Raw genomic sequence first — 18,257 nt, forward strand, 5'->3', positions numbered from 1 at the left:
CTTTGCGATCAGGGAATCTTGACAGGGACGTTGCCGAACCCGGTGACATCCGGCTCGACCGAAAGCTCGGCCCGGCGGCGCGGCGCGGCATCTGCCGGCGCCGGCGCGGGTTGGGGCAGGACGGTCGGCGGCGGAGCCGGGGCGATGGGCGTCGCAGGCTCGGCAGTCCCCGCAGGCATGGCCGGTCCCGCTTCTGTCTCGCCGGCATCGGGCGAAGCCGCTTTTTCCTCGGGCGGTTCCGGCAGCACACTCGGCGGCGCGGGAGCGGCCGGGGGAGCCTTGGCTGAGACCGGGGCAGGGATCTGCGAGGGATCGGCAACGGGTCGCGGGGCCGCAGCGGGAGCCGACGCGATCGGGGTGTCGGCGACCGGGGCCGGCAGTTCGCCCGGCGCGGCGCGCAAAGGCGCGGGCGCCGTGTCGGGTGCCTCGGATAGCGGCGCGGAGCGTGCGGGTGGGGCGCTTGCGACGTCTGGCGTCATGCCGACCGCCCTGGCCGCGGCGAAGCCGTCAGTGGGCTCTACCGGGTCGGCCGGGGCGAGCGCAACCGGGGCAACCGGCGCAGGCCTGATTTCACTCGGCGCTTCCTTGGTGGCAGGCAGCGACGCCACTGGCGTCGGCACGGCCTTCAACGGCGCGGCTCGCGCCGGCGCCAGAGCGTCGACGATGCCCGGCTCGGCCAAAGGAACATGCGGCCTGGCTGGCGCGGTATCCGGCTGCGCCGGCGTTGCGTCCGCGACGGGTTCGGACTCCTCCGGGCCTATGGCGTCGCCGGGAAGCGCCGGCACGACATCGTCCACCGGCGCAACGATCTCTTCAACCGGTTCCGGCACCGCCGTCGGAGCCCGGTTGGGTTCGGGACCGATGGATTTCGGCCGCTTGAAGGATTCCAGCGGCGCACCGCGCGACGGCGACCGGTCGAGCGGGTCGCCCTTCGCGTAGTCCGGCGCATGCGCCTTGTCGATCGTCGCCGGCGACGTCATCGGCGGTTCGGCGGCCGCGACATCGGGTGCGGCCTGCACGGGCGAGATTTCGCCGATCCGGTCCGGCTGCACTTCCGGCGGCATGCGCGGCGGGACAGGCGGCTCGGGCTCGGTCAGCACGTTGGAGCGGACCGCGCGGACGGCGGCGCGATCGACGGCCGCCTCCTCCGGCTGCGACGGGGCGGTGCGCCGGTTCAGCGTGGTGTCGATGTTGACATACCGCGTCACCGCGGCGGCGGAGGCCAGTTGGGGCCACGCGAACTGGTCGGCGCGTCCGGCCGGTGGCTTCGGCGCCAGTCCTTCTATCGCCAGCTTTTCGGCGGCGTTCACCGCCTCGCGGCGCGGTTCGGCGATCGCGCCGAGCAGTTCGGCGCCGCCGTCGAGGGCGGGCGTGCGCAACGCGACCGGGCGGGCCGGATCGACAAGGCCTGTCTCGTTAGGGTCGACCAGCACGTCGATGTCGGCCGGTTCCTGCTGCTCGGAGGGTCCGAACGGCCCGAAGATGCGGTAGGCGGGCCTTGCAGCCAGCGCGGAGACCTGCGCGGCGGCGGCGGCCGGGTCCTCGCCCAGCACCCGATAGAGCGGCTTTTCGGCGTAGAAGGCCACCTTGCGCTTGCCGGGTCGTGCGAGATTGATGCCGTCATTGGCGCGCAGGCGCGAGGGCTGGCCGTTGAGGTCGGGGCCGCTCGATACATACGCGCCGTTCTCGTCGACGAAGCCGTCCCAGATGTCGATGAACTCGCCTCCGGCGCCTGTCGCAGCCGTGCGGTAGACGTCGTTGAAGGCGAACATGTCCAGCATCGTCTTCGACGATTTGAAAGGCGGCATGCCGACCCACAAAAGCGGCACGTTGCGCGCGGTGATCGCCTTGGCCAGTCTCTGCGCGCGATCGGCGTACTCGCGGTTCCAGGCCTCGGATCGCACCGTCTCGCGGACGCCGTCGACCAGCATCTGCTGGCGGTCGTTGGCGCCGATCATGACGACGATCGCCGAGGGCCTGTCGGCCTTGATGAGGTCGTCGATCCTGGCCGCCCAATCGTAGAAGTCCTTGCGAACGAAACCCGAGGATCCGTTGCTCCGGTCGACGATCCTGATGTTGGGATTCTGGATGACGGCGGTGGTCAGCCCCTCGGCGAGGCCGCTGGCGAGGAAATCGCCGATGACGAGCACGACCCGGGCATCGGAATGCTTGCTGATGACGGTGACCTGCGGCGGCTCCTCGCCCTCGGCGGGCCGCCTGGCGGCGGTCTTCTTCCTGACCTTCGGCTTGACCATTTCGGCCCGGGGTTCGACGCGCTCGGCGTCGCGTGCACCGAACAGGCGGTTAAGGATACCGATGCGCTCCCGTTCCTGGGCATGGCTGGCGGATGGCGCGAGAATGGCGAAGGCCGCCGTTACGGCGGCCAGCGCGAGGACTAAAGCTGCAAATCGGGATGAGCGAACCTCATTTCCCGTGCCCGCCGCCAATCGGTGCTCCTATCGCTGCCTCAGCCTCAAGAGCACCTCCATGCTCGGGTGGCCGTCCGGCGTCAAGCCCGCCTGGGCCTGAAATGCCTTGATGGCGCTGGTCGAGCCGGAGCCGATCTTTCCGTCGAACTTGCCGTCATAATAGCCGTGGACGGAGAGGCGCTGCTGCAATTCCTGCTTTTCCGCAAAGGAAAGCTTGGTGAACGGCCGATTCCAGTCGCGCACGAGCCCGCCATAGCCGGCGATTTCGTCGGCGAGCAGGCCCACCGCGAGCGCATATTTGTCGGCGTTGTTGTATGCTTTCAACACAAAGAAGTTCTTCGTCGCCAGGAAAGCGGGGCCAGCGCGGCCGTCCAGGACCTTGAGTTCAGCCCGGTCGCCGCCATTCCTGAAGCCCTTGCCGTTGGCGCGGGTCACGCCGATCGACTGCCACTTGGACAGCGTCATCGAGCCGGAGGGGAACTTGCGTCCCGCGGGCAGCTCGACCTCGTAGCCCCAGGTCTTGCCGGTCTGCCAGCCGTTCTTGCGCAGGAGGTTTGCCGCAGTCGCCAGCGCATCGGGTACCGAATTCCAGATGTCGCGCCTGCCGTTGCCATCGAAATCGACCGCATAGGCCTGGTAGCTCGTCGGAATGAACTGCGTGTGGCCCATCGCGCCGGCCCACGAGCCGGTCAGGTGGCTTTCGTCGATGTCGCCCTTCTGCAGGATCTTCAGCGCGGCGATGAGCTGGGTGCGGGCGAACTTTGCGCGTCTCTTGTCGGCGTAGGCGAGCGTCGCCAGCGAACGCACCACGTTGCGCATCACCTTGTCGTTCTTCAGGATCTCGCCGTAGTTCGATTCCATCGACCAGATCGCCAGCAGGATGTGGCGGTCGACGCCGAAGCGGGCCTCGATGCGATCGAGGGTTCCCTTGTACTTGCGCGCCATGGCGCGGCCGACCTCGACCGAATGTTCGTGCACGCGGTTGTCGAAATAGTCCCACACCGGAGCCGTGAACTCCGGCTGGTATTTCGCCTTCTCGAGCACTTCCGGATCGATGCTGTCGACGCCCCTGAAGGCGCGGTCGTAGGTCGAACGGGAAATGCCGTTGTCGGCTGCCGTCTTGCGGAACCCGGCCACCCAGCGCTCGAAACCTGCGTCGGCAAGGGCGGATGGCACTGAAACGGGAGACATCAAGAGGCCGAGGCCGAGGGCGACCATCGCAGCGGCGCCGGCGCGGCGGCTGACCCTGGCGATCAGATGCATTTTATCCTCCTTGGACGATTCAGGAAGGTCATTCATCTCCTGCACGGGTTATGAATCAGTTTACCATGTTCGCCCGAGGGAACAAAAACGCGACCAAACGCTTCACTGCCGGACACGAATTCGTGACTTCTTTCCCGTAATCGCGAAATTCGGCATGAAGATGTCCTAGCGTAAGGAAGCCGCCTAGAATGGGCGGCCTGAGGAAGAGACTGGCATGAAACGAGTTCGCAAGGCGGTATTTCCGGTAGCAGGATTGGGTACGCGGTTTCTGCCCGCGACGAAGGCGATCCCGAAGGAGATGCTGACGGTCGTCGACCGCCCCGTGATCCAGTATGTGGTCGACGAGGCGCGCGAGGCCGGGATCGAGCACTTCATCTTCGTCACCGGCCGCAACAAGGCGGTGATCGAGGATCACTTCGACATCCAGTTCGAGCTGAACCAGACGCTGGCGCAGCGCGGCAAGGACGATCAGATCGCCAAGCTGCAGCGCATGCAGCCGCTGGCCGGCCAGACCAGCTTCACGCGCCAGCAGGAGCCGCTCGGGCTCGGGCACGCCGTGTGGTGCGCACGTGACCTGGTCGGCGACGAGCCGTTCGCGCTGCTCTTGCCGGACATGATCATGCAGTCGCAGAAGAGCTGCATGGCCGGCATGGTCGAACTCTACGAAAAGACCGGCGGCAATGTCGTGGCGGTGCAGGAGTGCGATCCTGCCGACGCGCACAAATACGGCATTGTCGGCAAGGGCGCCGAGAAGCACGGCGGCTTTGAGATCACCTCGATGGTGGAGAAGCCGAAGCCGGGGACGGCGCCGTCGAACCTCTACATCAACGGACGCTACATCCTGCAGCCGGAGATATTCTCGATCCTCGAGAAGCAGGAGCGCGGCGCGGGCAACGAGATCCAGCTGACAGACGGCATGCTGAAGCTGGAGAAGCAGCAGGCTTTCCACGGCTACCACTATCGCGGCCGGACCTATGACTGCGGCTCGCCCGAGGGCTTCGTGGAGGCCAATGTGGCGTTCGCGCTGGCCAGGAGCGACCTTTCCGAGAAGATCGCCGACATCGTCGCCGGGCTATTGGACGAGAAGAAGGGCACAAGGCTGCGCGGCGTCGGCTGATCCCGCCGGCGCCGTCGCTCAGCGCTGGAGCTTGAGTCCCAGGAACACGCTGTTGGTTTCGCTTTCGCGGTCGGGCAGGTTGCTTGTGACGGTCTCGTGCTCGACCCGTCCGACCAGGCCGGTATAGCGGTTGAGCCACCAGGTCAGGCTCGCCTCGGCGTTGAAGATGAAGTCGTAGCCGTCCGACTGGGAATAGTTGCGGTAGCCGAGGCCGACCATCGCGTCGCCGGTGAGGTTCGCCCGCATCGCGCGCTCGACCGACAGGCTCGTCGAGTAGAGCACCGAACCGCTCTCGCCCGGCGTCGTCGTGCCTTCGAGCGCGGTAGAACCGGACAGCTGGACATCGGTTCCGCGCACCGGCGACCAGTTCAACTCCGCAGCGACGGTTGGCGTGGACAGGGATTCCAGCCTGGCGTCGTCAAACTCCTCGGTAATCCAGCCCGCCGAGACCTCGCCCGAGAGCTTTTCGCCGAGGTCGAGTTCGAGGCCGCCGCGCACGGCGTACTGGTCAGACGAACGCCGGTAGCCGGCGGCGTCGACGTCCTGCTGGTACTGGTTGCGCCCGATCTCGGCCTCGACGAAGGGCGTCAGCGCGGGCGATATCTCGTATCCCGCGCGCAGGGCCAGCGTGTAGAGCGTCGCGTTGCGGTCCTTCTGCGATAGGGTGCCTCCGCCGAGAAGATCGGCGTCGCCGTAGCTTTCGTTGCTGACGCCGCCGGTAACGCCGAAACGCGTCTTGCCGATGGCCTTTTCCAGGCCAAGGGTGCCGCCTACCGTCTGCGCGTAGGGTTCGTCGACCGTGCCGGGGATGACGACCGGGGATGCAGCGGATTCGGGGGCGAGCGAATAGGTGAACGTACCGGTGGCGCGGTAGTCCTTGCCCAGTTCAAGTTCCATCTGCGCGTCCACGCCGCCCTCGACGTCTTCGATCTCCTCGCCGGACAGCGTCTTGCGGAAGGTCCCGTAGGCATCGACCGATGCGCTGTGGCTCGTCCAGTCGGACGTCGCATTGAGGCGCAGCGTGGTTTCCGAGAGCACCGCTTCGGACCCGTCGGCGGACGAATCGGCGTTTGACGTCGCGGTGACTCCGCTTTCGAGCGTCGGCTTCAGGATGAAGCTGCCCCAGCGGATTCCGAGGGCCTCGTAGGGATCGTCGTCGGTCGGCCGGTCCAGTCCCTCGATCGCCTGCGCGCGCTGCGTTCCCTCATCGAGAGGCTGGTTCTCTACCGAATCGACGGCAGGTTGGCGTACCGTCCCGGTGGTGGTGTCATCGGTTTCGGTGGCGGTTGGCGATGCCACGGTCGCCGTCGTGCGGGCGCTCGCCGCGGCGTCACCGGAGAACGCGGTCGCGTCATCGTCGGCTGGATCGGTCAAGGCTCCCGGGCTGATCGGAACGTAGGGCGGCGCGATGCCGCCGGAGCCCGATGCACCTCCCTGGTCGGCATCTTCCAGGCCGATTCCGCCGCGCAGGCCGCCGGCGTCCTGGGCATGGGCGGGCATCGACAGCCCCGCGGCCGATGCCGTCAGGATCAACGCCTGAAGGATGCCCAAACCGGCTTGTTTCCCTGTCTTTGAATGCGCCGGCGGCATCTCGTCCCGAATTCCATGAGGCGCGACGCGCCATGCTTACCGAACGGTAAACACCGATGGTTAATGGAGCGTTGAGAATGCGCAGGCGCCCGACATGTTCGGCCCGATGATTGTGTTGGACAGGCGTGGCGCGAAGCGCTATGCGCAGCGCCATGCAGCCCGCACCCAGCAAGAAGCCTCCCGCGCGCAGCGCCTCGATCGCGTCGGCGCTGAGAACGGTGGCGACCGAGCAGGCCGGCATAGCCGCGCTATCGGCCGCGCTCGACGACGGACTTTCACAGGCGTTCGCGCATGCCGTCGAGTTGATCTCGGCCATCAGCGGGCGGGTCATCGTGACCGGCGTCGGAAAAAGCGGCCATATCGGCGCCAAGATCGCCGCGACGCTCGCCTCGACCGGCACGCCCGCCTTCTTCGTGCATCCCGCCGAAGCCAATCACGGCGACCTCGGCATGATCGCCCGGGACGACGCCATCGTGGCGATGTCGTGGTCCGGCGAGAGCGCGGAACTGAAGAGCATCGTAGCCTACTCCAGGCGCTTTTCGATTCCCCTGATCGCGGTGACCGCCGGCGAAGCGTCGTCGCTCGCCCGCGAAGCCGACGTGGTGCTCGCCCTGCCGCGCGTGCCGGAAGCCTGTCCGCACGGACTGGCGCCGACCACCTCGACGCTGTTGCAACTGGTGATGGGCGACGCCCTTGCCATAGCGCTGCTCGAGGCGCGGGGCTTCACGCCCGACGATTTTCGCGGTTTTCATCCCGGTGGGAAGCTCGGCGCAACCCTGACCCACCTGTCCGAGATCATGCGGACCGGCGGCGACCTGCCTGTCGTGCCGGTCGGCACCAAGATGCCCGAAGCGGTGATGACACTGTCGAACAAGAAGGTCGGCTGCGTGGTCGTCGTCGACGACACCGGCAGGCTCGTCGGTATCATCACCGACGGCGACGTTGCCCGCAACCTGCACCGCAACCTGAAGGACGTCGCGGTCGAGGAGATCATGACCCGCACGCCGAGGACAGTCGCGCCCGACATGTCGGCGGGCGCCGCGATCGCCTATCTCAATGAGAACAAGATCGGCGCGCTGATCGTTGTCGCGGACGAACGCCCGGTCGGCGTCGTCCACTTCCACGACCTGCTCGTGATCGGCGCGGCCTGAGGCTCGCTCAGGCCGGTTCCACCACCAGTTCCAGGTCGAGATCGGTCGCCGACTTGACGCGCACCTTGGTTCCGGCCGGCAAGTCGGGCCCGGATACCCGCCACATGGTGTCACCGATCTTGATGCGCCCGCGGCCGTCGGTGATCGGCTCGGTCAACGTCGCGGTGCGGCCGACAAGCTGGGCGCCGCGCTGGTTGAGCAGCGGCTGGTCGGTCGCGTCGTCGCGGCTTCCCATCACCTTCTTCCCGGCGAAGGCGCAAACCAGCGACAGCGCCAGGAAGACGATGACCTGCGTCTGCCAGACCCAGAATGCGGCGTCCCAGAACATCAGCGACAGCGCGCCGACGATCAATGCGGCAAGGCCGATCCACAGCAGGAAGACGCCGGGAACGAGGATTTCCAGGGCCAGCAGCAGACAGCCCAGTGCCATCCAGTTCCAGGGGCCGAGTTCGGTGAAGACTTTCTCCAGCATTGCCGTCGCCTACTGGTTGTCGTCCTGCCGCACGACCGGCGTGCGGTAGGCCTGGCGCTGCGTTCCGGCAGGCGCGTCGCCGAACACTTCCTTGGCGATCGCCCCGATGCCGCCCAGCGAACCGATCAGCGACGACGCCTCGAGCGGCATCATCACGATCTTGCTGTTGGTGGCCGAGGCAACCTTGGCAAGCGCGTCGGTGTATTTCTGGGCGACGAAGTAGTTGATGGCCTGGAGGTCGCCCTTGGCGATCGCCTCGGACACCACCTGGGTCGCCTTTGCCTCGGCCTCGGCGGCGCGTTCGCGCGCCTCGGCGTCGCGGAAGGCGGCCTCGCGGCGTCCCTCGGCTTCCAGCACCTGCGCCTGCTTCAGGCCCTCGGCCTCGAGGATCTGGGCGCGCTTGTTGCGCTCCGCCATCATCTGGCGGGCCATCGACTCGACGAGATTGGCGGGCGGATTGATGTCCTTGATCTCTACGCGGGTCATCTTGATGCCCCACGGGCTCGCCGCCTCGTCGACGATCCTGAGCAGCCGCTCGTTGATGGTGTCGCGGTTGGAAAGCAGTTCGTCGAGATCCATCGAGCCCATGACGGAACGGATGTTGGTCATGGTCAGGTTGAGGATCGCGTTCTGCAGGCCGGAGACCTGGTAGGCGGCCTGCGGCGCGTTCAGCACCTGGTAGAAGGCGACGCCGTCGACCGCGACGATGGCGTTGTCGCGGGTGATGACCTCCTGGGTCGGAACGTCGAGCACCTGCTCCATCATGTTCATCTTGGCGCCGATGCGGTCGACGAACGGAATGATGATGTTGAGGCCGGGCGCAAGCGTCCTGGTGTAGCGTCCGAAACGCTCGACAGGATAGTTGAAGCCCTGCGGAACCGTCTTGATGCCGGTGAAGATGACCAGCAGGACGAGGACGACCAGCGCCGGTATGATGATGTCGAAGCCCGAGAACATTCCGCTTCTCCCCCGTTGGAGCGGCGTTCGCCGCGTGAGAATCACTTAGGAATCCGAGCACGCCTATACAATCATACCGTGGTCGATTGGTTAGCGATCGTTCTTAACGCGGCCTGATTGTCGAAGGCGCGGGGGCGGCTGCCGGCCTGGGCTGGTCGTCAGATCCAGCCGTGCAACTCGCGCCGAACCATGGCCTCTATGACCTCCATGCCCTCGGGGCTGTCGTTGAGGCAGGGGATATGCGCGAATTTCTCGCCGCCGGCGTGAAGGAACTCGTCGCGCACCTCGCGACCGATCTCGTCCAGCGTCTCGATGCAGTCGACCGAGAAGCCGGGATTGACGATCGCCATCGACTTCACGCCTTCGCCGGCCAGCCGCTCGACCGTCTTGTCGGTGTAGGGCTGCAGCCATTCCTGCGCACCGAAGCGAGACTGGAAGGTGGTGATTAGCCGCTTCTCGTCCCAGCCCAGTTTCTCGCGCAGCAGTCGCGTCGTCTTCATGCAGTGGCAGTGATAGGGGTCGCCCTTGTCGAAATATGGCTTCGGGATGCCGTGGTAGGAGGCGAGCACGACCTCCGGCTCGAAATCGAGCCTGGCGAGCGCGGCCGTCATCGAGCGCGCCAGCGCGTCGATATAGGCGGGTTCGTCGTAGTAGGGCGGCACCGACCGCACTGCCGGGGCATGGCGCATCTTCATCAGCGCCCGGAAAAGCTGGTCGTTGGCAGTGGCCGTCGTCGTCGCCGAATATTGCGGGTAGAGCGGGAAGGTCAGGATGCGGTCGCAACCCTGGTCGAACAACCGCTGGACGGCGTTTCGCGTCGACGGATTGCCGTAGCGCATGCCCCATTCGACGCGCACCTCGGGCAGGTCGGCAAGCGCGTCTGCAAGCTTCTCGGCCTGGCTGCGCGTGTAGGTCCTGAGCGGCGACTCGTCCTTTTCCCGGTTCCAGATCTTCTTGTAGTTGTCGCCGGACTTCTGGGGGCGGGTGGTCAGGACGAGGCCGTAGAGGATCGGATACCAGATGGCCCGGGACAGTTCGATCACCCGCGGGTCCGACAGGAACTCGCGCAGATAGCGCCACATCGGCCAATAGCCGGTGCCGTCGGGCGTGCCGAGATTGACGAGCAGGACGCCGATCCGCCGCGGCTTCACCGGCGGATGGCCGGCGGGCAGGGGGGCGGCCTTCACGGCTTCGCCGGACGATGGCGCTGGGACTGCGGTTTCAACGGGTGTTTCCGACATGGCGCGAACATAACGACGGCGGGCAGCTTTTCAATGCTGCGTCTGGCCGCAGGGAGCGCCATGCCGCCAATGTGGCCGAGGGCCCGCCGGTCTCGCCGGACGGGCCCTTGCGCTCGATCGGCAGGTCAGCCCGCCGGCGGGATCTTGAGCGTCGCCCCGATGGTCAGGTCGTCGGCTTTGACCTCGGGGTTGGCGTCGGCGATGGCCTTCCATTTCGAGCCCTGGCCATAGACCTTCTTTGCAATGGTCCACAGCGTGTCGCCGGCCACCACCGTGTGCGTGGCCCCGGCCGCCTCCATCGTCTCCGGCTTGGCGGCGGCGATCTCGACGGTCGGCGGCGTCGATGCGATGTCGGCCGAAGCCGCGGGCGGTGCGGGCAGGGTCGGTTCCGCGGCGGCGACCGCTTCGGCCGGCGCCGGCTCCGCGGGTGCCTCGGCCATGACCGTCACATCAGTGATGCGGCCATCGAGCTTCGGCGTGTAGGGCCGGTTGGCGGTCAGATAGTCGGCCACCACCTGTTCGAGGCCCGGGCCGTAGTCGTAGGCGTTCTGGGCATTCTCCTTGAACAGCTTGTAGCCGTCGCCGCCGCCGCGCGTGAAGTTGTTGGTGGCCACCGTGTAGAGCTTGCCCTCGTCGATCGGCGCCCAGGCGCCGTTCTCCATCACCTCGACCGACTTGATGCGGCCGGCGTTCGGCGCGACGGACTTGTCGAAGCTGTATTTCAGGCCGGCGACCTGCGGGAAGGCGCCCTTTTCTTCCTCGATCATGCTGACGCCGTGCTCCAGCGACGCGACGATGTCCTTGCCGGTCAGTTGGAAAGTGGCGAGCGTGTTCTGGAAGGGCAGCACGGTCAGCACTTCGCCCATCGTCACGACGCCCTGGTCGATCGAGGCGCGCAGGCCGCCCCCGTTCTGGAAGACCATCGTCACGCCCTGGCCCTTGACCCGGTCGAGGATCGCGTCGGCGACGAGGTTGCCCATCTCGCATTCGTGCGCCCGGCAAGACTTGCGGTCGCCGTCGATCGGCGCTGTGGTCTCGGAGACCTCCTTGGTCTTCAGTTCCTCGATCGGTCCGGCCAGTTCCTTGACGCGGGCGAGCACGGTCGGGTCCGGGGTGATCGACTTGTCGAGGAAGAGCGGGTCGCCCTTGGCCTCCTTCACCACGCCGTTGTCGTCGAACGTGACGGTGAACTCGCCGAGGTATTTGGAGTAGGACGCAGCCTGCGTAACCGGAACCTTGTAGCCCTCCGGGTTGTCGATCATCGTCGGATAGGGCCCCTCGGCCTTTTCGTCGGTGTTCGACAGCAGCGAGTGGGAGTGCCCGCCCACAACGATGTCGACGCCCGGAATCCTGGCGATCATCTCCTTGTCGCGGGGATAGCCGACATGGGTGAGGGCGATGATCTTGTTGACGCCCTCCGCCTTCAGCTTCTCGACTTCGGCGGTGATCGTCTTGATGTCGTCCTCGATGGCGATGTTCGGACCGGGCGAAGCGATTTCAGGCGTGTCGGTCGTCACCGCGCCGACGATGCCGATCTTCTGCCCGCCGACGTCGAGCACGATCGATGGCTTGATGCGGTCGCCGACCTTGGACTGGGCATTGGGATGGACGTTGGCCGAAAGGACGGGGAAGGTGACCTCTTCCAGGAAGGGCACCAGCGCGTCCTCGCCATCGTCGAACTCGTGGTTGCCGACGGTCATGGCGTCGAACTTCATCAGGTTGAGGAACTCGGCCTCGGCCTTGCCCTTGTAGGTCGTGTAGAACAGCGAGCCCTGGAAGTTGTCGCCCCCGTTGAGCAGCAGGACGTTGTTGCCCTCGTTTGCCTTGCGCCGGTCGGCGATGGCGGTGACGAGGCGCGCGGCGCCGCCGATGCACTCACCCTTGCCTTCTTCTTCCTCGGAACAGGTGGATTCGTACTTGTTGTTCGACTCGATGCGGCTGTGCCAGTCGTTGATGTGCAGGATCGTCAGCGTGTAGTCGGCAAAGGACGCTCCGGCCGAGAGGCCGAGCGCGGAGGCCGACAGCGCGGCAATGGCGGCTATTCTTCTCATCTGAGGTCTCCCGAAACAGCGTTTTTGACGGCTTCTGGCGAGCCGGACAGCGGAAACCTTCGGTTTCCCTGACAGGATGTTCACACCCCGTCATGAACGATGCAAGTGAAAACCATGTGTCAGCCAAGCTGCCCTGCGGCCCGTGCCGCAGGCCGGGGACCCGGCTCAGGAAGGCGTCCGGGCAGGCGCTCAGGCGCGCCGCGTCAACACGAACTGGGTGCCGGCGGAACTCGTGCAGTTCAACTGGCTGGTCGACACCAGAAGGCAGTTGAAGCTGATCGGAGCCTGCCGGATCAGCGAGGTGCCGGTGATCCTGACGGATGTCGTGCCGGTCAGGGCGTAGCTGCCCTCGGCGAGCTTCTGGCCGGTGTCGGTGGCGACCGTCGTGAAGATGCCGCCCGAGATCGTCGAAAGACCCGTTCCCTGCGCGTCGATCCAGGTGCCTTCCACGCCGGACTGAACCGGCCGTGACGAACCGCCGCCGCCGCCTCCGCCGAGGCAGCCTGCGAGAATCACGGACAGGCCAGCGAGCGCGCTTGCCGACACCAGCTTGCGTGCAATCGTCATGGATCTAAACCTTCTCGTTTCCGACGCTATTTCCATCGCCTGATTTGAAAGTGAAATCAAGGCGCGGCTTCGGCGCTTCGCGTCCGCCGCGCCGAGGCCGCCACAATCAGCGGGGAAAAGCGAGCGCGAGCGCGGCAACCCCTTTGACAGCGAACATTCGTTCATCGTAGTCAACAAATGTTCCCCGGAGGACCGGGAGCCTATTTCTCGGGAGGAGACTGTTAGAATGGATGCCTTACTGACGGGCCTGAAGTCGGCCGTCGATACGCTTGGGGCGACGGTATTGTTGCCCATCGTCATCTTCATCATCGCCATCGTACTGGGCGCCAAGGCCGGCCGCGCATTCCGCGCCGCCGTGACCATCGGCGTCGCGTTCATCGGCATCAATCTCGTGCTCGGGCTGATGCTCGGCTCGATCGGCGACGTCGCCCAGGCGATCGTCACGAACACCGGCATCCAGCGCGATATCGTCGATGTTGGCTGGCCTTCCGCAGCGGCTATCGCCTTCGGGTCCTCGGTCGGCCTCTGGATCATCCCCATCGGCATCGCGGTCAACATCGTGCTGCTCTTGACCCGCATGACCCGCACGCTCAACGTCGACGTCTGGAACTTCTGGCACTTCGCCTTCATCGGCTCGCTGGCGACCGCCGCGACCGGAAGCCTGGGCTACGGGCTCGTGGTCGGCGCGCTCGTTGCCGCCCTGGCCCTGCTCTTCGCAGACTGGTCTGCGCGCGCGGTCCAGCAGTTCTACGGCATTCCGGGCGTCTCGGTGCCGCATCTGGCCTCGGCGCAGATCCTTCCGATCGCCATCGTGCTGAACTGGGTGATGGACCGGATTCCGGGCGTCAACCGCATCGAGATCAGCACGGACACCATCGAGAAGCGGTTCGGCGTGTTCGGCGAACCGGTCGTGCTCGGCCTGATCATCGGCCTCGTGCTCGGCCTGGTCGCCTACTACAATGCCGGCGACTTCGGCACGGTGCTGTCGAAGGTGCTGGGCACCGGCATGACGCTGGCCGCCGTGATGCTGCTCCTGCCGCGCATGGTCAAGGTGCTGATGGAAGGCCTGCTGCCCGTCTCCGACGCCGCTCAGGAATTCGTGCGCAAGCGCACCGGAGACCGCGAGCTGCTGGTCGGCCTCGACTCGGCGATCCTGATCGGCCACCCGGCGGCTATCGCGTCGTCGCTGATCCTGGTGCCGATCGCCATCATCCTGTCGATCGTCCTGCCGGGCAACCGCGTCATCCTGTTCGCCGATCTCGCGGTCATTCCCTTCCTCGTCGCAATGACGGCACCGCTGCTCAAGGGCAACGTGTTCCGCATGGTCGTGGTCGGGACGGTCACGCTGGCCGTCGGCTTCTATGTCGCCAACGCGCTGGCGCCGCTGTTCACCAGCGCGGCTGTCTCGTCCGGCTTCCAGCTGCCCGAGAATGCGGTGCAGATCACGTCGGTCGTCGACGGCTTCCTGTGGATACCCTACGTGGTCATCGAGGCGATCCAGTGGTTCGGCATCGCCGGGCTGGTTCTGCTGGCGCTGGTCATCGCCGTCGCCTTCGGCCTCTACCGCCGCAGCACCGCGGCCTGGGAACGGGCCGCCGGAGCCGAGGACGAGGCCGAAGCCCGGGCCTGAAACGACGGAGCCGGCCGCCATGCGGCCGGCTCCAAACAACCCAAGGAGACAACGATGGCGCTAGGCCTCGTCGCACACATGGACCCGCAGGCGATCGCGCTCGGGATCGACGCGCAGAGTTCGGAACAGGCGATCCGGCTGCTCGCCGGCAAGCTCGAGGCGCTGGGCTATGTGAAGCCGTCCTACGCGGACGCGGTAGTCAAGCGCGAGGCGTCGATGCCGACGGGGCTGCCGCTCGGCCAGGCCGTCAACGTCGCCATTCCGCATACCGATCCGCAGCATGTCATCAAGCCGGGCGTCGCGCTCGGCGTGCTGTCGCGTCCGGTCGACTTCGCCAACATGGAGGAACCCGACGAGGCGGTGCCGGTCGGGGTGGTCTTCCTGCTCGCGATCAACGACAAGGACAAGCAGATCGACATGCTCCAGGAGATCATGGAGGCGATCCAGGATCCGGCGACGCTCGGAGGGCTTGCGCGCGCAAGGACCTTTGGCGAAGTCAGGTCCTTGCTCGGCTGAGAACAAGGAGGACACGCTCGGCATGACCAGACAGAAGACCATTCTTTTCGCGTGCGGCACCGGCGTCGCCACATCGACCGCCGTCAACGCGACCGTGACCGAAGCGATGAAGGCGCGCGGGCTGACCTTCAACGCAATGCAGTGCAAGGCGACCGAAGTGCCGAGCATGGCCGAGAGCGTCGACCTGATCGTCGCCACGACGCCGATTTCCGCGTCGGTCACCAAGCCGGTCATCAAGGGCCTGGCCTTCCTCACCGGCATCGGCAAGGACAAGGCGCTCGACGACATCGAGGCCGAACTGCGCAAATAGGCGGCCCGCCGGGCGTGCTGCCTCGAGACATCGGGGTCGCCGGCGCGGCCAATCCGGAACGCCAGGCAGACCTGGAGCTTCCGCCGCTCATCCGGCGGTCGGCTGCGTGCCGGCGGCCGTCCGGTCGTTGATAAACACCCGATCGCAGGATAGTGCCAGTGAGACGAGCCTGACCGTGATTCCATAGAAAGCAGACAGCATGCCCAATACCGTCGCCGACCCGTCCGGGGCGCTGATCGAACAGCTCGATCTTGCTCCCTACCGCCAGGGTCCGCTGGACGGGCTCTGCTTCACGGTCAAGGACAATATCGACCTCGCCGGATACAAGACGTCCTACGGAAGCCCCGCCTGGCGGGATGCGCATCCGGCGCCGGTCCACAACGCGCTTTGCGTCGACCAGCTGCTTGCGGCCGGCGGCCGCTGCGTCGGCAAGGTGGTGGCGGATGAGTTCACCTACAGCCTCGACGGCGAAAGCTACTATTTCGGGACACCGCTGAATGCGAAGGCGCCGGACCGTGTTCCCGGCGGCTCTTCCAGCGGTTCGGCGGCGTCGGTCGCTTCCGGTTTCGCGGACTTTTCGCTGTGCACCGATTCAGGCGGGTCCATCCGCGTGCCGGCGAGCCTCTGCGGCCTGTGGGGCATGCGTCCCAGCCTGCACAGGATCTCCGAGGCCGGAGTTCTGCCGTTCCAGCCGAGCGTCAGCACCGTCGGCGTCCTGGCGCAGCGCCTCGACGTGCTCGCCGCGGCGATGCGGGTCCTGCTTGCGGGGCATTCCTCGACCACAGCTGCGCCTTCGCGCATCCTCGTGCTTTCCGACGCCCTGGAGATCGCGGATACGCTCGTTCGGGACCAGGTCGCCGTCGCACTGGACCGGATCGCATCGCGCACCGGGATCGCGGTCGAACCGGTGACTTTCGCGCAGATTCTGGGGGAGGATGCCCCGCTCAGTTCCTGTAATCTTCAAGGGCTGCGCGATCTGCAGACCGCGGAGTTCCAGAGCACGGTCGGAAACTGGATCGAGGCCTGCAGGCCGGAGCTCGGCTTCACCTTCACCATGGCCTACGGAAACGTCCGGACGTTCGACCGCATCGCGGCGTTGGACACCATCGCGAATTGCGGGCGGCTGTTCGCCGGCATCAATGCGTTCTTCTCGCCGGGCACCGTCGTCTGCTTCCCGACCACGCCGACGATCGCGCCACTGAAAGGCTCACTGAACACGCTCGACGCGGTGCTCGACTTCTACGATCGCACGATGACGATCACCGCGTTTTCAGGCGTCGCACGCCTTCCGGAAATCTCGGCGCCGCTGCTGACGGTCGAGGGATGCCCGGTTGGCCTGTCCTTCGTTGCCGGCCACTATCAGGACGAGTTCCTGCTGGACGCGGTGCGCCGGATCGCCGGCTGACCCGCGCGCAACGCTTTGGCAAGGCAGTTCGGGCGGCCGATTGCCTTGGTTCGGCCGCCCTGCCGGCTTTCGCTGGTCAGCGCACGAGCACGTTGCGGAACTGCCAGGGGTCGTCCTTGTCGATGTCCTCCGGGAAGAGGCCGGGGCGGCCGTCGAGCGGCGTCCAGTCCGTGTAGTAGCCCTTGACCGGCCCGAGATAGGGCATCTGCACCTCGAGGCAGCGCCGGAAGTCGGTCTCGTCGGCCTCGACGATGCCGGCCTCGGGATTCTCCAGCGCCCACACCATGCCGGCGAGCACCGCCGACGACACCTGCATGCCGGTCGCGTTCTGGTAGGGGGCGAGCTTGCGCGCTTCCTCCAGCGAGAGCTGCGAACCGTACCAGTAGGCGTTCTTCTTGTGGCCGTAGAGCAGGACGCCGAGTTCGTCGACGCCGTCGACCAGTTCGTTCTCGTCGAGCACGTGATGGACCGGCTGCGCCTTGCCCGCCGCGCCGAACATCTCGTGCAGCGACAGGACGGCGTCGTTGGCGGGGTGGTAGGCATAGTGGCAGGTCGGCCGGTAGCTCACCTTGCCGTCCTTGTCGCGCACGGTGAAGAAATCGGAGATCGAGATCGCTTCGTTGTGCGTGACCAGGAAGCCGTATTGCGCGCCGGGCGTCGGGCACCAGGTCCTGACGCGGGTGTTGGCGCCGGGCTGCTCGAGGAAGATCGCCGCCTTGCAACCGTGCTTGTGCTTGCGGCCGTTCTTCGGCATCCACTTCTCATGCGTGCCCCAGCCGAGCTCGGCCGGCTGCAACCCCTCCGAGATGAAGCCTTCGACCGACCAGGTGTTCCAGAACACGTTGAGCGGCTTCGGTTTCTTGGTGCGCTGCGTGTCGCGCTCGGCGATATGGATGCCCTTGACCCCGGCCTTCTTCATCAGCTTGGCCCAGCCTTCCCGGTCATCGGTCGACGGTTCCTTGAACTTCAGGCCGAGATCGGTCGCCAGGTCGAGCAGCGCGCGCTTGACGAACCACGACACCATGCCGGGATTGGCCCCACAGGTGGAGACCGCCGTCGGGCCGCCGGGGTGCTTGCGCTTCTCCTCGCGCAGCGTTTCGCGCAGCGCATAGTTGGTGCGGCTGGCATTGTCGGCCTTGGCGTCGAAATAGAAGCCGAGCCACGGCTCGACGACGGTATCGACATAGAGCGCGCCGAGCTTGCGGCAGAGATGCATCAGGTCGACCGAGCCGGTATCGACCGAAAGGTTGACGCAGAAGGCCTGGCCGCCGCCATGGGTCAGCAGCGGGCTGAGGAGCTTCTTGTAGTTCTTCTTGGTGACCGCCTCGTTGAGGAAGCCGATGCCGCGCTCGTCGAGAAGCTTGCGGTTCTCCTCGTTCGGGTCGATGACGATCATGCGCGACTTGTCGAATTTGAAATGGCGTTCGATGAGCGGCAGGGTTCCGCGTCCGATCGAACCAAATCCGATCATCACGATGGGGCCTGTTATCTCGCCGTAGACCGGCCATTTCTGTTCCGCCATTTTGGGCAGCACTCCGTTTTGTTGCGCAATTCCCAA

General features: G+C 66.1%; 15 protein-coding genes. 6 read left to right on the plus strand and 9 right to left on the minus strand.

The genetic code is table 11. The annotated features are described in order from the left end of the window. Nucleotides 1-8: 8 nt before the first annotated feature. Both ABUE31_RS00165 and ABUE31_RS00170 read right to left on the minus strand, forming a co-directional pair. On the minus strand, nt 9-2,447 hold the full coding sequence (locus ABUE31_RS00165; RefSeq protein ID WP_367721451.1) for a DUF459 domain-containing protein: 2,439 nt from the start codon (nt 2,445-2,447) through the stop codon (nt 9-11). Nucleotides 2,448-2,456: 9 nt separating this feature from the next. Next, nucleotides 2,457-3,692 (minus strand): lytic murein transglycosylase, encoded by a 1,236-nt coding sequence (locus tag ABUE31_RS00170; protein ID WP_437344051.1) that lies wholly within the window; start codon nt 3,690-3,692, stop codon nt 2,457-2,459. 214 nt (nt 3,693-3,906) lie between these two features. Between ABUE31_RS00170 and galU the strand changes: the two genes are divergently transcribed. Beyond that, nucleotides 3,907-4,809 (plus strand): UTP--glucose-1-phosphate uridylyltransferase GalU, encoded by a 903-nt coding sequence (gene galU / locus ABUE31_RS00175; RefSeq protein ID WP_367721452.1) that lies wholly within the window; start codon nt 3,907-3,909, stop codon nt 4,807-4,809. Nucleotides 4,810-4,827: 18 nt separating this feature from the next. On the opposite strand, the gene ABUE31_RS00180 is transcribed toward galU, so the two are convergent. After that, nucleotides 4,828-6,360, minus strand: coding sequence for an outer membrane beta-barrel protein (locus ABUE31_RS00180; protein WP_367721453.1), 1,533 nt, complete (start codon nt 6,358-6,360; stop codon nt 4,828-4,830). Nucleotides 6,361-6,551: 191 nt separating this feature from the next. On the opposite strand from ABUE31_RS00180, the gene ABUE31_RS00185 reads away from it, so the two are divergent. Next, on the plus strand, nt 6,552-7,550 hold the full coding sequence (locus ABUE31_RS00185; protein WP_367722487.1) for a KpsF/GutQ family sugar-phosphate isomerase: 999 nt from the start codon (nt 6,552-6,554) through the stop codon (nt 7,548-7,550). 7 nt (nt 7,551-7,557) lie between these two features. On the opposite strand, the gene ABUE31_RS00190 is transcribed toward ABUE31_RS00185, so the two are convergent. The 5 genes from ABUE31_RS00190 to omp10 all read right to left on the minus strand — a co-directional run bounded on the left by ABUE31_RS00190 (nt 7,558) and on the right by omp10 (nt 12,838). After that, nucleotides 7,558-8,022 carry an NfeD family protein gene (locus tag ABUE31_RS00190; protein WP_367721454.1) on the minus strand — a complete coding sequence of 155 codons (465 nt, stop codon included), beginning with the start codon at nt 8,020-8,022 and terminating at the stop codon, nt 7,558-7,560. Nucleotides 8,023-8,031: 9 nt separating this feature from the next. Beyond that, nucleotides 8,032-8,979 carry an SPFH domain-containing protein gene (locus ABUE31_RS00195; protein WP_367721455.1) on the minus strand — a complete coding sequence of 316 codons (948 nt, stop codon included), beginning with the start codon at nt 8,977-8,979 and terminating at the stop codon, nt 8,032-8,034. 158 nt (nt 8,980-9,137) lie between these two features. Further along, nucleotides 9,138-10,220, minus strand: coding sequence for a ferrochelatase (gene hemH, locus ABUE31_RS00200; protein ID WP_367721456.1), 1,083 nt, complete (start codon nt 10,218-10,220; stop codon nt 9,138-9,140). A 125-nt stretch (nt 10,221-10,345) separates the two neighbouring features. After that, nucleotides 10,346-12,271: a 5'-nucleotidase C-terminal domain-containing protein gene (locus tag ABUE31_RS00205; RefSeq protein ID WP_367721457.1), complete on the minus strand. Its 1,926-nt coding sequence runs from the start codon at nt 12,269-12,271 to the stop codon at nt 10,346-10,348. 189 nt (nt 12,272-12,460) lie between these two features. After that, the gene (gene omp10, locus ABUE31_RS00210) at nt 12,461-12,838 is read right to left on the minus strand and encodes an outer membrane lipoprotein Omp10 (RefSeq protein WP_367721458.1); all 378 of its coding nucleotides are present in this window, start codon (nt 12,836-12,838) and stop codon (nt 12,461-12,463) included. 226 nt (nt 12,839-13,064) lie between these two features. Between omp10 and ABUE31_RS00215 the strand changes: the two genes are divergently transcribed. The 4 genes from ABUE31_RS00215 to ABUE31_RS00230 all read left to right on the plus strand — a co-directional run bounded on the left by ABUE31_RS00215 (nt 13,065) and on the right by ABUE31_RS00230 (nt 16,699). Continuing rightward, entirely contained in the window at nt 13,065-14,468 is a 1,404-nt protein-coding gene (locus ABUE31_RS00215; RefSeq protein WP_367721459.1) for a PTS galactitol transporter subunit IIC, read from the plus strand. 54 nt (nt 14,469-14,522) lie between these two features. Then, nucleotides 14,523-14,984 (plus strand): PTS sugar transporter subunit IIA, encoded by a 462-nt coding sequence (locus ABUE31_RS00220; RefSeq protein WP_367721460.1) that lies wholly within the window; start codon nt 14,523-14,525, stop codon nt 14,982-14,984. A gap of 22 nt (nt 14,985-15,006) precedes the next feature. Then, nucleotides 15,007-15,294, plus strand: a complete 288-nt coding sequence (locus tag ABUE31_RS00225) for a PTS sugar transporter subunit IIB (RefSeq protein ID WP_367721461.1) — start codon at nt 15,007-15,009, stop codon at nt 15,292-15,294. Between the two features lie 199 nt (nt 15,295-15,493). Then, nucleotides 15,494-16,699 (plus strand): amidase family protein, encoded by a 1,206-nt coding sequence (locus ABUE31_RS00230; protein WP_367721462.1) that lies wholly within the window; start codon nt 15,494-15,496, stop codon nt 16,697-16,699. Nucleotides 16,700-16,775: 76 nt separating this feature from the next. On the opposite strand, the gene ABUE31_RS00235 is transcribed toward ABUE31_RS00230, so the two are convergent. Then, entirely contained in the window at nt 16,776-18,221 is a 1,446-nt protein-coding gene (locus ABUE31_RS00235) for a homospermidine synthase (protein WP_367721463.1), read from the minus strand. Nucleotides 18,222-18,257 lie beyond the last annotated feature (36 nt).

It is taken from the genome of Mesorhizobium marinum, from assembly GCF_040813675.1.
Classification (GTDB): domain Bacteria; phylum Pseudomonadota; class Alphaproteobacteria; order Rhizobiales; family Rhizobiaceae; genus Mesorhizobium_K; species Mesorhizobium_K marinum.

Bases quoted from the DNA above. Each gene is read 5' to 3' on its own strand.
- ABUE31_RS00170 (WP_437344051.1), bottom strand. From the start codon at position 3,692: ATGCATCTGATCGCCAGGGTCAGCCGCCGCGCCGGCGCCGCTGCGATG.
- galU (WP_367721452.1), top strand. From the start codon at position 3,907: ATGAAACGAGTTCGCAAGGCGGTATTTCCGGTAGCAGGATTGGGTACG.
- ABUE31_RS00185 (WP_367722487.1), top strand. From the start codon at position 6,552: ATGCAGCCCGCACCCAGCAAGAAGCCTCCCGCGCGCAGCGCCTCGATC.
- ABUE31_RS00190 (WP_367721454.1), bottom strand. From the start codon at position 8,022: ATGCTGGAGAAAGTCTTCACCGAACTCGGCCCCTGGAACTGGATGGCA.
- ABUE31_RS00195 (WP_367721455.1), bottom strand. From the start codon at position 8,979: ATGTTCTCGGGCTTCGACATCATCATACCGGCGCTGGTCGTCCTCGTC.
- hemH (WP_367721456.1), bottom strand. From the start codon at position 10,220: ATGTCGGAAACACCCGTTGAAACCGCAGTCCCAGCGCCATCGTCCGGC.
- ABUE31_RS00205 (WP_367721457.1), bottom strand. From the start codon at position 12,271: ATGAGAAGAATAGCCGCCATTGCCGCGCTGTCGGCCTCCGCGCTCGGC.
- omp10 (WP_367721458.1), bottom strand. From the start codon at position 12,838: ATGACGATTGCACGCAAGCTGGTGTCGGCAAGCGCGCTCGCTGGCCTG.
- ABUE31_RS00215 (WP_367721459.1), top strand. From the start codon at position 13,065: ATGGATGCCTTACTGACGGGCCTGAAGTCGGCCGTCGATACGCTTGGG.
- ABUE31_RS00220 (WP_367721460.1), top strand. From the start codon at position 14,523: ATGGCGCTAGGCCTCGTCGCACACATGGACCCGCAGGCGATCGCGCTC.
- ABUE31_RS00225 (WP_367721461.1), top strand. From the start codon at position 15,007: ATGACCAGACAGAAGACCATTCTTTTCGCGTGCGGCACCGGCGTCGCC.
- ABUE31_RS00230 (WP_367721462.1), top strand. From the start codon at position 15,494: ATGCCCAATACCGTCGCCGACCCGTCCGGGGCGCTGATCGAACAGCTC.
- ABUE31_RS00235 (WP_367721463.1), bottom strand. From the start codon at position 18,221: ATGGCGGAACAGAAATGGCCGGTCTACGGCGAGATAACAGGCCCCATC.